The following is a 15,223-nucleotide window of genomic DNA, read 5'->3' on the forward strand; positions in this document are numbered from 1 at the left end:
AGGTAACATATCCTAACGGACGAAGCAAGAAGGCTCTCCCGCATAAAGCGGTGAGAGCCTTTTTTGCCGTGTTAGATCGCCCAATTTCCTTTACGGAAGATCGGTTCCTCAGTACCGTCTTCGGTAACGCCGTTGATGTCCATTTCACCTGAACCAATCATAAAGTCGACGTGAGTCAGACTGGAGTTCAGACCGTTGGCAGCCAACTGCTCTTGAGTCATATCTTTACCACCTTTAAGGTTGAATGCATAGGCATTACCGATAGCCAGATGGTTCGAGGCATTTTCATCAAACAATGTATTGTAGAATAAAATATTTTTGTCAGAGATCGGTGACTTGTGAGGCACGAGCGCAACCTCGCCCAGGTAGTGTGAACCTTCGTCCATTTCTACGAGATGCTGGAGAGTCTCCAAGCCGGTTTCGGCTTGTACATCGACAATACGTCCATTTTCAAAGGTCAGTGAGAAGTTGTCGATAATGTTGCCACTGTAGCTGAGTGGCTTGGTGCTGCTGACTTTACCGTTTACTCCCGTTTTAAGTGGAGCAGTAAATACCTCTTCAGTAGGCATGTTGGCTACAAAACTATGTCCCTGTTGGTTGATGCTTTCGGCTGCTACCCACAGATGGTCTTTTGCAAGTTCGATGGTGAGGTCTGTGCCTGGAGCCAGATAATGCAGCTTTTTATAGCGTTTGGAGTTTAAAATATCAGCTTTGCTGGAAAGAGTCTTCAAATGCTCATTCCACGCCTCCACAGGGTTGTCCAGATCCACACGTACAGTGCTGAAAATGGCTTCCCACAGTTTATCCATTTGCTCGGAAGCTGGCAGATCAGGGAACACTTTGGCTGCCCATTCTGCTGAAGGATAAGCAATCAGAGACCAGCTGAACTTGTCAGCCATTTGGTATTCACGGTATTGCCGTAATTCATGTGATCGCACACGCTGGGCAGCGGTAATTCTGCTGGACGGAATTCCTTGAAGCAAATCAGGATTCTCGGCAATGACATGGAGTACTGCAGCGCCATTTTCCACTTCTTCAGTCATTTCGGCTGCGTACCATTTGGGAGCAATATTAAAAGTTTCATCAGGAGCTAGTTCATACTGTAATCGGGTAACCGTCTCATCACTCCATTTTACTTTTACCAGCTTGGCTCCGACAGTATACGCTGATTTAACGATAAGTCGTACGAGTTCGGCGGACGAGATTGGCGCATGAACGATAAGTGTCTGCCCAGGTTGGACATTCGCGCCCACTCGAACAGCTAATTCCGCATATTTCTGCAATTTTTGTTGAAAATCTGACATGTAACTTTCCTCCATTTCACGAAAAAGCCTCAAATAAGAATAGGGTAATTCGCACAGTTTTTTTGCAAATTCCACACATAGCTTATATATTGTACAATGTAACGAAAAGGTTCACAAATCAGTTTTGGTACTTTTTAGTGAAAATGAAAGGGCGGTTAAATAAATGACAGAGCAAAATTCTTCTCAGGAATTGAAAGAAGTACATATTCAACAGGCACAAATGACAAGAGATGAGAACGGTGCATATTTAGGTCAAGTGGTATTTGGAGTAAACGGACAGAGTTCTATATATGAAATTACCTTCCACAGTAAAAAGGGAAAGGAGTGGGATTATAGTCTCCATTTTGCTGGAGAGCCGCGCTTGGAGGAAGAAATGCTACAGATGGATAGCTGGATTGAAGAGAATGATGATCTTTTCGACTATTTGCTGGATGCGGCATGGAGTAAATTACCCGAGTAATGTAAACATGGTCTATTTTCGTGACAAGCGGATTATATTTAGCAGTGTCCGCATAATCTGCTGACATGGGGGAAGCCTATAGGTCGAGTATAACAAGAAATTCCATGTGAATAGGAGGGTGAAGCTTTGGCAAATCATCTGTTCACCGAAGGAATGACGGCAAATGAAGAGGCTGCTCCCGATCTCCTGAGCTTACGGACGCTGTTTGTAAATGTGTGTTTTATCGGAGAGCCGGGAAGCCGATCCTGGGTGCTGGTGGATACGGGGATGGCAGGATTCACAGACTCGATTATACGCCTGGCTGAGGAACGGTTTACGGGTCCTCCGGTTGCTATTGTGCTTACTCACGGTCATTTTGACCACGTAGGTTCGGTTATTGAGTTGGTACAGCATTGGGGTACGCCTGTCTATGCACACCCTTTGGAACTACCTTATTTGACGGGAATGAAAGATTATCAAAAACCTGACCCTAGTGTGGGGGGAGGTTTGATGTCGGGAATTTCCTTTTTGTACCCCAATGATGCTATAGATCTCGATGATCGCATCACCTCCTTGCCCAAAGATGGCAGTATCCCCGGCGCCCCTGGTTGGAAGTGGCTGCATACACCAGGACATACACCTGGTCATGTATCGCTTTTTCATGATCAGAGACGCTTAATGGTGGCTGGTGACGCTTTTATCACGGTAAAGCAGGAATCGGCATTGGCTGTGCTTTTACAGGAAAAAGAAATCCACGGACCGCCTGCATATTTTACAACAGATTGGCAAGCTGCACAGCGGTCAGTGAAAATGTTAGCTGGTTTAAAGCCCGCAATTGCAGTTACAGGGCATGGACATTTCATGCAAGGTACGGAGCTGACCGATCAGTTGGAACGGCTGGCTGGGAATTTTGAACACATGGCAGTACCCAAACAGGGACGCTATGTGTAATATGTGTGAAGGACGATGCCTTGCGGGGCATCGTTTTTTTGTGTTGACGTGGAATTTTTTTGCTGGACATGGTATAGTCAAGCCAAAAGCTAAACGCTTTCATTAAACATCGTCATTTCATCAAGGAGGATTTTTGATGACACAACAGCATACTGCAATTGGTGATCTTTATTATGGAATACCGGCGATTCGTCTTAAATTTGGACGATATGAAGCGGTTGCCCTGCCAGGAAACGGCGCAAATCTGATTTCTTTTCGTGACAATGAGGCGGGATATTCTTTTCTACGTGAGCCGGATGCTGAGAGCATAGAGGCTTTTAAGCAAAGCCCATCCGTTTACGGAATTCCTTTTTTGTTCCCTCCGAATCGGTATGAGGATGGAAAATTCCTGTGGAATGGTGTTACATATGAGCTGCCAATTAATGAAGAGGCTACCCATAACCATTTGCACGGCTTTTTACACACCGTTCGGTGGGAGGTTGAGGACTACGGTTCCGGGGAGCAAGGTAGTTATGTAGTAATGAATCAGCATGTAAGGGAAGGGCATCCTATGTTCCGTTATTTACCCTTCACCTTTACAATGAAGCTGACGTACAGCCTGGACGAATTCGGCCTGCATCAGCGTTATGTGATTCATAACGAGGGGGATCAGCCGATTCCCAACTTGTTTGCCTTTCACACAGCCATTCGGGTACCGTTTGTACCTGATAGCTCGCCTGAGGATTACAAGATTAAGGTTACGATCGGTGAGCGGCGTGAGCTGACAGATCGATTGTTGGCCACTGGGCAGTTCCAACCGTTATCCCCGGAAGAGGAATTGATGAAGACAACAGGAGTTAGCCCTTATTTTGCCTCTATGGATAATCATTATACGGCGGCTCCGCAAAATGGACGTAACTACATGGAACTCACACACAGTAAGACAGGTGCTACCCTTGTATACGATGTAGGCACTGCTTATAAGCATTGGATGATCTGGAACAACAAAGCGAACAAGGAATTTATCTGTCCTGAACCGCAAATGAACATGATCAATGCGCCGAATCGACCAGACTTGCCTGCGGAAGACATCGGGTTAATTGCACTGGCTCCGGGGCATATTTTTGAAACAACCAGCCGTCTGTATTGTGTTACTCCGAATAAAACGAAATCTTAATATGTTCTCTATCCTCATAAGCTTGCATCGTGATGAACGGTGCAAGCTTTTTCGGTTGGTAAGGTCTTATATAAAAGATAATGGGGAAGGAAGGTGAAATAGGTTGCAGAAAAGAATGTGTCATAGTATGATACGAAACAGGAGATGATCAGATGAATTATGAAATGGTGCCTTTTCAAGCCGTCAAACGCAAGCAAATTGCCGATGAAGTGGCTGAGCAGCTGCAACGAAAAATTGCTGCTGGTGAATGGAATGTGGGCACTAGGATTCCAACGGAACCCGAGCTTATGAAGCTATTTGGAGTCGGGCGATCTACAGTTCGTGAGGCGGTTAGCGTACTGGTGCATGCCGGTCTATTAGAGAAAAAGCAAGGACACGGAACCTTTGTCTGCCAACCAACGACTTCTCAAGAACCATTGGATTACCGACTAAGCCGCGCTGAAATTATTGAAGTTTATGAAGTGCGGAGCGTGCTGGAACTGGAGATTGCCAGATTAGCTGCGTTACGTCGTAATGACGAAGATTTACGCTTGATGCGGGAGGCGCTGGACCGTCGAGCTGCGACATTGGCCGCTGGAGATATGAATGGGTACTTGGATGCGGATATCACTTTTCACTTAGCTGTTGCAGCAGCTACAGGCAATAAGGTGCTTACGGACGTCTACCGCAGCTTTGTAGAGGCTATTCGCAAGGCGCTGAGCAATCTGATTACCGATCCAGCAATGCAAAATCATTTTACACTTCAACATGAAAAAATTTATGAAGCGATCTTGGATCAGGATGGCAAAGCTGCAGAACTGTATAGTATTCAGCATTTGGACGGCACCAAGTTGGAGCTGCAAAAGCATATGGGAAGTTCTTAATTTTTTTAATCTTAAACATCAGATGATCAGATGAATAGAATGATGTATAAACCTTCTACTATGAGCATCTCCTAAAATCAAACCAAAGGTGGTATCTTTATGCGAAAAATATGGGTGTTGGATACAACGTTAAGAGATGGAGAACAATCACCAGGAGTTAGCTTAACCAGCACAGAAAAGGTGGAAATAGCTCTTCAGCTTCAAAAATTAGGCGTAGATCGGATTGAGACTGGCTTTCCGGCAACCTCACCTGGTGAGATCGTCAGCATGCAGAAAATTGCCAAACAGGTCACCCAAGCAACACTGGTTGGTTTTGCACGCTCGAAAGAGCAGGATATAGATGCTGTCAGAGAAGCTCTACGGGGCGCGGAGGACGCTTGTCTTCACTTGTTCCTAGCTACCTCACCTATTCATCGCCAGCATAAGCTGCGAATGGATAAAGCGAAGGTATTAGAGACCGCTGCCGCTGCCATTCGTTATGGACGCAAGTATTTTAGCAAGATAGAATTTTCGGCAGAGGATGCCAGTCGTACCGAGTTGGACTTTATTTGTGAAGTTGTAGATATGGCAATTCGCGCTGGGGCGACAGTCGTCAATTTGCCGGATACGGTGGGATATGCCTCGCCAGATCAATTTGGAGAAATGTTTAGAATCGTAAAACAACAAGTACCAGGTATCGAAAAAATACAGCTTAGCACACACTGTCATGATGATCTTGGCATGGCAACAGCCAATACGCTGGCAGCTATCCGTAACGGTGTAGATCAATTTGAAGGTACCATTAATGGCATCGGTGAGCGAGCCGGAAATACACCTATCGAAGAGGTCGCACTGGCCCTTGATACGAGAACCGATCTCTATGGTGCACAAACGAGTCTGATTTTGGAGGAGCTGTATGCCACCAGTCGATTGGTAAGCAAACGTACGGGGATGTCGGTACCAGGAAACAAGGCTATTGTGGGGGCCAATGCATTTGCGCATGAGTCCGGTATCCACCAAGACGGAATGCTGAAGGAGCGTACAACGTATGAGATCATGTCCCCTGAGCGCATTGGTCTGAAGACGAGTAAACTTGTATTAGGCAAGCATTCGGGACGTCATGCGTTTAAGGAAAAGCTGGCGGACATGGGCTTTGATGTTTTGACAGAGGAACAGCTTCAGGATGCGTTCCACAAATTCAAAGCCTTGGCGGATAAGAAAAAACAGGTGCTGGATGAAGATTTACTCGTCCTGATGGATGAAAGCCGCAATGCCTCGCCTCAAATTTACACGCTAAATTCCATTCAGGTGTCTTATGGTAATCAGTCTGTCCCGGTCGCCTCCATACGGCTGAATAAGCAAGATGGTATATCGATTGATGAAGTAGCGATGGGTAATGGTTCTGTAGATGCGATTTTCAATGCGATAGACAAGGCCAGTGGGGAAGTGGTGGAGTTGGAGGATTACTCCATCCAGTCTGTAACGTACGGCAAAGATGCATTGGGGGAAGTCCACGCTATTTTGAGGCAAGGTGAATACACAGCACTGGGAAGAGGTACAAGTACAGATATTTTGGAAGCTAGCGCTAAAGCTTATATTGACGCGTTAAACAAGCTACTGGGCAGAAAAGAAGTTCATGCCAAAAGCAACATCACGATTAGCTGAGGCTGGTAATCAAGCTCATAGCTGAATTTTTTCTTCTGTCTCTCCTCTGACCCTATTGTAAAAAAAGCGCTTGCAAAATATATGATAACATTTGAAATTTAATGTATAATAGGCAAAGAAGATCACCATATTTTGTCTGAATTACATAGGCCAAGAGGAGGAAATGAGTTGAACTACCGCATTGAAAAGGATACGTTGGGCGAAATCAAAGTACCGGCAGACCGTTTGTGGGGAGCGCAAACACAGCGCAGTAAGGAAAATTTCCCGATTGGCTCGGAGAAAATGCCATTAGAGGTCATTCAGGCGTTCGCGGTGCTCAAAAAGAGTGCGGCGATCAGCAATTATAAGTTGGGTAAGCTATCTCAGGAAAAGCAGGACGCCATTATTTATGCAGCGGACCAAATTTTGGCTGGACGAGTCGATGACCATTTCCCGTTGGTTGTATGGCAGACAGGGAGCGGAACGCAGTCCAATATGAATGTCAATGAAGTGATTGCTCATCTGGGCAGCCAATGGCTTCAAGAACAGGGAAAAGATGCGAAGCTGCATCCGAATGACGATGTGAATATGTCACAAAGCTCAAATGATACGTTTCCTACAGCCCTTCATGTAGCAGGTGTTATTGCCGTCGAGGAACGTTTGTTGCCTGCCATTGATAAGCTGAAAGAGACTTTTCAACAGAAGTCAGAACAATTCAAGGATATCATCAAAATTGGCCGAACCCATTTACAGGATGCGACACCACTAACACTGGGTCAGGAAATCAGCGGCTGGTATGCCATGCTGGATAAAAGCAAACGAATGATCGTCGATACGGTTCAATATATGAAGGAGCTGGCGATTGGCGGAACAGCAGTGGGTACAGGAATTAATGCTCATCCAGAGTTTGGTTCCCGAACCTCTGCGGAAATATCCGGCTTCACTGGTAAAACGTTCACTTCTGCACCTAATAAATTTCATGCACTGACCAGTCACGATGAAGTGGTGGCTGTACATGGAGCAATCAAAGCGTTAGCTGCAGATTTGATGAAAATCGCCAATGATGTTCGCTGGTTGGCTAGTGGTCCACGGAGCGGCTTGGGCGAAATCACGATTCCTGCTAACGAGCCAGGTAGCTCTATTATGCCTGGTAAGGTAAATCCGACCCAGAGTGAAGCACTAACGATGGTCGTTACGCAAGTCATGGGTAATGATGCAGCCATCGGCTTTGCAGCAAGTCAAGGAAATTTCGAACTAAATGTGTTTAAACCAGTAATCATATACAATTTTTTGCAATCAGTTCATCTGCTGGCTGATTCCATCATTGCTTTTAATGACAACTGTGCCGTCGGCATCGAGCCTGATCTCGCTAAGATTGAGCACAATTTGAATAATTCACTGATGTTGGTGACAGCATTGAATCCACATATCGGCTATGAAAATGCCGCTAAAATCGCCAAACTTGCACATGCGGAAGGACTGTCTCTAAAGGAAGCGGCACTCCGTAGCGGACTGCTGACTGAAGAGCAGTTTGACCAATATGTTGTACCAGCGCATATGATTCATCCTAAAGCCTAAAGCACAACATTTGTCGCAGCTTAACACCTACAGACCAGCTTATGGAGTGCCGATTTAGCACAGACCATGAGCTGGATTTTTTAATTTTCTCCTATAATTTTTTTTACTTAAGATTAGTGTTCTATGTGATTTGAGGGTATATAGTTAGAAGGCGAAAAAATGAACATTTATTTTCAAGATAGGAGAAGCCGTATGGAACAGACAACCGTGATTAATTTGATTGTGCTTTTGCTGTCCGGCTTGCTGCTGGTCGGTGTGCTGACTACCAAATTTTCCAGCCGTTTCGGTATGCCTGCGCTTGTTTTGTTTATTGCCGTAGGCATGGTGCTCAGTCAGTTTATTTATTTTGATAATGCCTTTATCACACAGCTGGTGGGCATTCTTGCGCTCATTGTAATCTTGTTTGAAGGCGGGATGCAGACAAAGTTTGCAGATGTTAAGCCAGTAATTCGACCTGCGTTGTCATTATCAACGTTAGGAGTCATCATTACGACTGTAGTCATTGGCGTCTGCGCCAAGTTTATTTTAGGCGTGAGCTGGATGGAATCCATGCTGTTTGGCGCTATTGTTGGTTCGACGGATGCGGCAGCAGTGTTTTCCGTTTTAGGAGGTAAAAACATCAAAAAGCGAATTACCTCGACGCTTGAAGCGGAATCCGGCAGCAATGACCCGATGGCTGTATTTCTCACAGTAACATTGATTGAGCTGATACATCACCCTGAACAATCCATTTGGATACATATCTTGTTGTTTTTATGGGAAATGGGTTTTGGTTTAGCCGTTGGTTTTGTACTCGGACGCTTAGGTGTATATGCGATTAATAAAATGAATTTTGATTCATCCGGTTTGTATCCTGTGATGGCATTGGCATTTGCGGTATTGACGTATGCGGCGGCATCGTTACTGGAGGCGAGCGGATTGCTGGCGGTTTATGTCATGGCCATTGTATTGGGAAATTCCGACTTAACCTACAAGCGATCCATTATTCATTTTAACAATGGCTTCGCCTGGATGGTGCAGATTATGATGTTTGTCCTGCTCGGCTTGTTGGTCTTTCCCGATCAATTGCTGGGTATCGCGTGGCAAAGCTTGGCGCTTTCCTTCATCCTCATGCTCGTGGCTCGTCCAATAGGCGTGTTCCTAAGCTTGCTTTTTTCCAGGTACTCTGTACGCGAGAAGACACTGTTATCCTGGGCAGGATTGCGGGGGGCGGTACCCATTGTACTAGCAACTTATCCATTACTGGATGAAATGGATGTAGGACCTTTATTTTTTAATGTTGTATTTTTCGTCGTGCTCACTTCTGCGATTATCCAAGGTACCACAATCTCGTGGCTAGCGGTGAAGCTTGGCTTGATGGACCCTAACGAGACATCGTCTCCTTCACTGCTGGAATTAGTTTCTCTGGGAAAAACCACTTCGGAAATCAACCACATTCAGGTACAAAAGGGGATGTCGATAGCGGGCAAGGCGATTCAGGATATACAGCTGCCTGAAGATATCTTATTTACAGCCATTATTCGGGACGAGCAAATTATTGCCCCGAGAGGCACGACCGTGATTGAACCGGGCGATACTTTGTATGTGCTTAGTCCCAAACTCAAGCGACAGCAGATGAAAGAGCTGTTCATGCTGCTCGAACCGGAGGCTGCTCCGTAAATCGGATATCCCCCCTATAGTTACAACCCTTCACATTTATGTGAAGGGCTTTTTGCTGTATTCTTTTTCAGAGTGGATGAATCTGTTAAAAAATTGACACTATCATTCTACAAAATTAGTTTATGATATTGTCGTTAGATGTCGCAGCCTATCGTTACTGATCATTTGATGGGCAATAGTGATGAAATACGATAGAAGTCACCAAACAGGAGAGATGATGAATGAAACCGGAAGTCTTGCCACAGCGTGCAGCAGCTCGCAGGCAGAAAAATAAGAAAAAGAAACGGAAAGGAAAATTTGGTCGCTTTATGCTGCGACTTTTTATTGTATTCCTGTTAGCGGGAATTGGAGGTGGTGCATGGTTGTTTTTAACCCCTTCTGGCAAGGACATGCGCTATTTGGCTGCAGACACGCTGATTACGACTCAGCATCGTCACTGGGCGAAATATTTTATCGGCGAAGCAGAGGCGAAGCAACGAGTGGCTGAATATTCGGCCCGGTTCGAAGAGATGGGTGAAGAGAAGGATAGACATACAATCAACTTGCCTGATCTGATACCTACTAAAGTACAACAAACGCCGTTGGTTGAAGTGGAAGAGGTGTCAGGTCGTAACTATCATGGCTATGTTATGACGGTGCATGACCCCACTAAAATTAGGCTCGGGGTTCCTGCTAAAGTCGGCCGGGGAGAACATGTATCTAGCATGGTCGAGCGTTTGGGGGCTGTTGCTGGGGTGAATGGCGGTGGATTCGCTGATCCCAACTGGAACGGGAATGGCTTTAAACCGATTGGTGTTGTCATTTCTCAAGGTCAGATATACTACAACGATATGGGTAAAAATGCCTCTGTTCAAATCGTAGGTATTGATAAACAGGGAAAAATGATAGCCGGCCACTATTCGTTGTCCGAGTTGTCCAAAATGAATGTGCAAGAAGCGGTTACCTTTCAGCCACGCCTAATCGTGAATGGAAAAGGTCTGATTCGCAATGCAAGCGAGGGATGGGGAATTGCTCCCCGAACTGCAATGGGGCAGAGAGCAGACGGGGCAATTATTTTTGTAACCGTCGACGGTCGCCAGCCTGGGTACAGCATCGGTGCCAACTTGTATGATATGCAAAATATTTTACTTAAACATGGAGCGGTTATCGGTGCTAATCTGGATGGAGGTTCGTCAACCGTGCTCGTCAAGGACAACACCATTGTCAACAAGCCTTCCTCTGAATACGGTGAACGGTATTTGCCGACTGCGTTTCTCGTATTTGAGCATCCAGAGACCGTCAGTATCCCGAACATATGGGCAGGGATGAGACCTGGAGACATTGATGCAGCCAAAAAGAGATAGAGCGGGAATGAACAAGTCTATTCAGTGAACGGAGACTAATAATGAAGCTAGATCGAACAGGATTTCAGCGATTGTTTGTCGCCTTGCTGATGCTACCATTACTCTTGACAACAATACACCAAGGAGACGCCGAAGCGGCTAAACAGGAAAGCACAGCACCTCAAGCAACACAGCTAACCGATATTGTTATAGCCGGTCAGCCCTTAAACAACAAAATCAAACCGCTATTGATCGACGGTAAGCTGATGGTACCTCTCAAACCATACGCTGAAGCTGTGGGTGCAAGCTACCATTGGGACGCTAAACAAAAGCAGATTACGCTGCAAAAGTGGGCAGAACCCTTAATTCTTAAAGAGCAATTACGTAAGAACCAGCAGCAGCTGACCTTTAAGGTTGTAGGTAAAGATGTATATGTACCTCTTAGAGATGTGTCGCTTGAATTAGGTTATACGTTGGAGAAGACAAACACACAGATTCAGATCGAGCCACCGATTCACGGTAAACTAAAAGAACAATTGTATGAGGGGGATCTCGTAGCAGCACGCGAAGCGTTAATCCACTTAGAAACACGTTCTGTTCATCCTTATATAGAAGTTCACCGTCCCAACACTGAGCTTTTGTCTAGTGTCTACATGTTTCCTCAAGGTGAAGCATTACGGTATTTTACAGTGGACGGGGATGTGCTGAGTCTGGTTGAAGTGAAGGACGATTTTCCGATGGTCACCTATCAAGGGTATGTGGGAGCTCCCTTTGATAATACCTTTACGATGGAATACGATCCACTGGAGCTGTTTTTGGCCAATAAAGCCAAAGATCAGTGGGGAACCTATCCGAAATTTAATAAGCCGCTGATCTACAAGTATACTACAGGATGGGGAGATAGCAGCACTACTTTTTATGGGCGTGTTACTATAGATAAAAAAGAAGAACTGCTGGGAATGACTGGTGATCCGGTAACCGTACTCTCAGCCAATGCCAAAAAGATCATGAAAACCTTCAAGCTTCCGTGGGAATCGCGTACAGATACTCAGCAAGCGATGGAATAAGTTAAACAGCTACTACAAAAAAGCGTGTATCGTTGAAGTTAATTTAACTTCCAGGTACACGCTTTTTGCAATGATATGGGGAATTGATATTGTGATGTGCTCAAATCTTGATTAGGCATCATTTTCTGCTTCGAGGAATACGGAGATCAGAATACGAGCGTTGTTTTCTCCTACATTTTTGGCATAGTGGGGAATGGCCGCTCTCCAGCTAAAGGAATCTCCTGCTTCCAGAGTAGCTGAATCCTCACCCTGCTCCACGTATACTGTGCCCTCCAAAATAAAATGAATCTCATCTCCTGCATGAGCATGCTCTTCTTCTGTAGATGAGCCTGGCGGCATTTCAACGAGCATCATTTTGACGTTACCCTGCCCTCCCAAATGATCGACCTGGAGCTTGTTTTTTCCATACAACGTTTTACGGCGCTCGTCCTTGCGAATCACTTGCATTCGTTCCTCTTCTTTAAGAAGCAGAAAAGCGAGAGGTACATTAAGCGCATTAGCGATGCTGTCCAATGTAGCGATGGAAGGGGAGGTTTTATTATTTTCTACTTGACTCATAAACCCTTGAGATAGTCCGGTTCGTTCGCATATTTGCTGGATGGATAAATTTTTACGTTTACGAGCGGCACGAATGTTGCATCCTATACCCATTGAGCGTTCCTCCTTTTGGGAAATATAATGTATACTAATTTATTATTTATCATACCAAATAATTTGTTGACAGACTATAGTTTCTTATGCTAAATTCACATTACAAAATAATTATTACTATTACTAATAATTGAGTTTGATTCACACATATATGTTGCCGTATAGATTCGAACGTTATTATTTTTTTAACTAAGTTATTAGTAATATAAATTAATTATTCATATACGCTTGTATGAGTGTAATAAAACAAACAGAATGGAGAGATAACATGAGTTCGGCAAGCAGAAACGTTTCTACAATTATGCGGGTGGCGCTCGGAATTTTGTTTTTGGCACACGGAATTGCTAAATTCCAAATGGGGTTGGGTAATGTTGCGGGCTGGTTTTCCAGCATTGGCGTCCCAGGATTTTTAGGTTATGTCGTTGCGGTGATAGAGTTGGTCGGCGGGATTGCATTAATTCTTGGATTGCTTACTCGCTATGTATCCGGACTTTTAGTTATTGTATTGATCGGTGCCATTTTCACGGCCAAATTGTCCGGCGGGTTGATGGGGAATGGTCAAGGAGCTGGCTATGAGCTGGATATTGCTTTTATTCTGGTAGCTCTTCATCTCGTATTTGTACCGACAACTCGCTTGTCTCTGGATTCTTTGTTCAGTCGTCGTGGGTCAACAGAACAATAATTTCGTTTCATCCTTAGTCCTCCAATCCATGTAGAAAGAGGGAAATCTGATGACAGCACATATTCATGACAACACTAAAATCGGGCAGGTTTCATTAAAAGTTAGTAACTTGGAGCGTTCTATTCAATTTTACACTGAGTTCGTTGGTTTACAGCTTCTGCGTCAAACGGCGGATACGGCTGAATTGACTGTCGACGGAAAGCATGCGCTACTGATTCTTAAATATATTGAAAATGCAGTTATTCTGCCGCGCCAGTCCGTAGCCGGATTATATCACTTTGCTATTCTTCTACCGAACCGTGTAGCTCTTGGCCTGTCTTTGCGTAATTTGCTGGCTCATGAGATTGAAATTGGACAGGGAGATCATGATGTAAGTGAAGCACTATACATCCATGATCCCGATAATAACGGGATTGAAATCTATGCGGATCGTCCTCGTGATCAATGGAAAAGAGATGCAGATGGATTTTACATGATGGGAACAGGTTCCGTGGATGCAGAAGACCTGATTGCCATTTCTGAAAATATACCTTGGCAGGGGCTGCCACAGGGAACAGTAATTGGGCACGTTCACTTCCATGTATCTAATTTGCGCACAGCACAGCAATTTTATTGCGATGTGCTTGGCTTTGACATTACGTGCCGATACGGATCTTCAGCCCTGTTCGTTTCCGCGGGTGGCTACCACCACCATATGGGCTTGAATATATGGGCAGGTGAAGGAGCACCACCAGCTCCCGAGCAGGCTGCTGGATTGGATTATTTTGAACTGATTGTTCCAGACCAACAAGAATTGGATGCCATTACTGCTCGTTTGACTGCGGCAGGTTATGGATTACAAAAACGTGATGGGGCCCTGTATGTGGCTGACCCGTTCCGCATTCAAATTAAATTGGTTCAAGGTCAAACCATTTAACATAGCAGGAACGTAACAAAAAAGGGTATTCCTACAAGCCGTACTGGCTGGGAATACCCTTTTTTTATACTAAAACAAGCTCCAATCCAAATCCCGTGACATTGTCTCCAGCAAGTGTACCCCCGCTGTACTGTTGCCCATACGATTCAATGAAGGACCCACTAGCCCGATGCCGTATCGTCCGGGTACCATCGTCATTATACTGCCAGATACGCCGCTTTTGGCAGGGAGCCCGACTTGAATGGCGAATTCACCAGAGGCGTCATACATACCGCATGTTGTCATAAATGTTTTGGCGATCTGTACATAGCGACGGGGAATCAGAGGTATACCTGTGACCGGATCACGGCCGTTGTAGGCTAGTATGAGTCCCATACGTGCTAAATCTGTACAGTTCAATTTGACAGCACAATGTCTGAAATAGACGTCAAGCACATCCTCCACATGACCTCTTAAAATCCCCTTTTCCATTAGAAAATAAGCAAGGGAACGGTTTAAATGGCCTGTGGCTGATTCTGAATCGTAGACATCCTGATCATATTCCAATGTGTCATTATGAGTAAGCAGACGGAAAAATTGAAGGACACGGGCAAATCTCTCTTCTGGACTGTTTCCGCGAATCAGAGAGGAGACAGCAATTGCTCCAGCGTTAATCAGTGGATTAAACGGTATCCCCGGCTCAACCAGTTCTAGCTTTAGCATGGAATTAAAACGGTCCCCGGTAGGCTCCATCCCCACCTTAGAGAAGACAACGTCCTCTCCATTATCCATCAAGGCCAGAATGAGCGTAAATACCTTTGAGATGCTCTGCATCGTAAAATGTACTTCCGTATCTCCGGCTACCACGGTCTCACCCGCACCGTTCATTACCACCATACCCAGCGCGTCGGCCGGGGCTTTGGACAGTTCGGGAATATATGCTGCTACCTTGCCATGAATATACTCATGACGGCTTTGTTCTACCCATTCCGGCAGTTTGGTCTGTAATCTCTGCCACTCCGATGTCATTTCT

At 45.2% G+C, this 15,223-nt stretch carries 14 protein-coding genes; 11 read left to right on the forward strand and 3 right to left on the reverse strand.

All coding sequences use genetic code 11. The features are described 5' to 3' along the window. Positions 1-71: 71 nt before the first annotated feature. Positions 72-1,304, reverse strand: a complete 1,233-nt coding sequence (locus C0638_RS19995) for an aminopeptidase (protein WP_040103648.1) — start codon at positions 1,302-1,304, stop codon at positions 72-74. A gap of 163 nt (positions 1,305-1,467) precedes the next feature. On the opposite strand from C0638_RS19995, the gene C0638_RS20000 reads away from it, so the two are divergent. From C0638_RS20000 to C0638_RS20040, 9 genes are all read left to right on the forward strand, one after another. Then, positions 1,468-1,764 (forward strand): hypothetical protein, encoded by a 297-nt coding sequence (locus C0638_RS20000; RefSeq protein ID WP_058712006.1) that lies wholly within the window; start codon positions 1,468-1,470, stop codon positions 1,762-1,764. Between the two features lie 126 nt (positions 1,765-1,890). Further along, entirely contained in the window at positions 1,891-2,694 is an 804-nt protein-coding gene (locus C0638_RS20005; protein WP_058712007.1) for an MBL fold metallo-hydrolase, read from the forward strand. Between the two features lie 136 nt (positions 2,695-2,830). Beyond that, positions 2,831-3,850 carry an aldose 1-epimerase gene (locus C0638_RS20010; RefSeq protein ID WP_058712008.1) on the forward strand — a complete coding sequence of 340 codons (1,020 nt, stop codon included), beginning with the start codon at positions 2,831-2,833 and terminating at the stop codon, positions 3,848-3,850. 152 nt (positions 3,851-4,002) lie between these two features. Then, positions 4,003-4,713 (forward strand): FadR/GntR family transcriptional regulator, encoded by a 711-nt coding sequence (locus C0638_RS20015; RefSeq protein ID WP_040103650.1) that lies wholly within the window; start codon positions 4,003-4,005, stop codon positions 4,711-4,713. 99 nt (positions 4,714-4,812) lie between these two features. Further along, entirely contained in the window at positions 4,813-6,357 is a 1,545-nt protein-coding gene (locus C0638_RS20020; protein WP_058712009.1) for a 2-isopropylmalate synthase, read from the forward strand. Positions 6,358-6,525: 168 nt separating this feature from the next. Further along, positions 6,526-7,914 (forward strand): class II fumarate hydratase, encoded by a 1,389-nt coding sequence (fumC, locus tag C0638_RS20025; RefSeq protein ID WP_058712010.1) that lies wholly within the window; start codon positions 6,526-6,528, stop codon positions 7,912-7,914. Positions 7,915-8,106: 192 nt separating this feature from the next. Further along, positions 8,107-9,573, forward strand: coding sequence for a potassium/proton antiporter (locus C0638_RS20030; protein WP_013371370.1), 1,467 nt, complete (start codon positions 8,107-8,109; stop codon positions 9,571-9,573). A 221-nt stretch (positions 9,574-9,794) separates the two neighbouring features. Beyond that, the gene (locus C0638_RS20035) at positions 9,795-10,916 is read left to right on the forward strand and encodes a phosphodiester glycosidase family protein (protein ID WP_013371369.1); all 1,122 of its coding nucleotides are present in this window, start codon (positions 9,795-9,797) and stop codon (positions 10,914-10,916) included. 41 nt (positions 10,917-10,957) lie between these two features. Further along, on the forward strand, positions 10,958-11,962 hold the full coding sequence (locus tag C0638_RS20040; protein WP_025678926.1) for a stalk domain-containing protein: 1,005 nt from the start codon (positions 10,958-10,960) through the stop codon (positions 11,960-11,962). 111 nt (positions 11,963-12,073) lie between these two features. Here the strand turns inward: C0638_RS20040 and C0638_RS20045 are convergent, their stop codons facing one another. Beyond that, on the reverse strand, positions 12,074-12,613 hold the full coding sequence (locus tag C0638_RS20045) for a helix-turn-helix domain-containing protein (RefSeq protein ID WP_013371366.1): 540 nt from the start codon (positions 12,611-12,613) through the stop codon (positions 12,074-12,076). Positions 12,614-12,881: 268 nt separating this feature from the next. Between C0638_RS20045 and C0638_RS20050 the strand changes: the two genes are divergently transcribed. Beyond that, positions 12,882-13,295, forward strand: coding sequence for a DoxX family protein (locus C0638_RS20050; protein ID WP_025678924.1), 414 nt, complete (start codon positions 12,882-12,884; stop codon positions 13,293-13,295). A gap of 49 nt (positions 13,296-13,344) precedes the next feature. Beyond that, positions 13,345-14,211, forward strand: coding sequence for a VOC family protein (locus C0638_RS20055; RefSeq protein WP_058712068.1), 867 nt, complete (start codon positions 13,345-13,347; stop codon positions 14,209-14,211). Positions 14,212-14,280: 69 nt separating this feature from the next. Here C0638_RS20055 and glsA read toward each other — a convergent pair whose 3' ends face one another. Then, positions 14,281-15,219 (reverse strand): glutaminase A, encoded by a 939-nt coding sequence (gene glsA, locus C0638_RS20060; RefSeq protein WP_040103655.1) that lies wholly within the window; start codon positions 15,217-15,219, stop codon positions 14,281-14,283. Positions 15,220-15,223: the final 4 nt, after the last annotated feature.

This window comes from Paenibacillus sp. lzh-N1, from assembly GCF_002872435.1.
GTDB lineage: Bacteria > Bacillota > Bacilli > Paenibacillales > Paenibacillaceae > Paenibacillus > Paenibacillus polymyxa_C.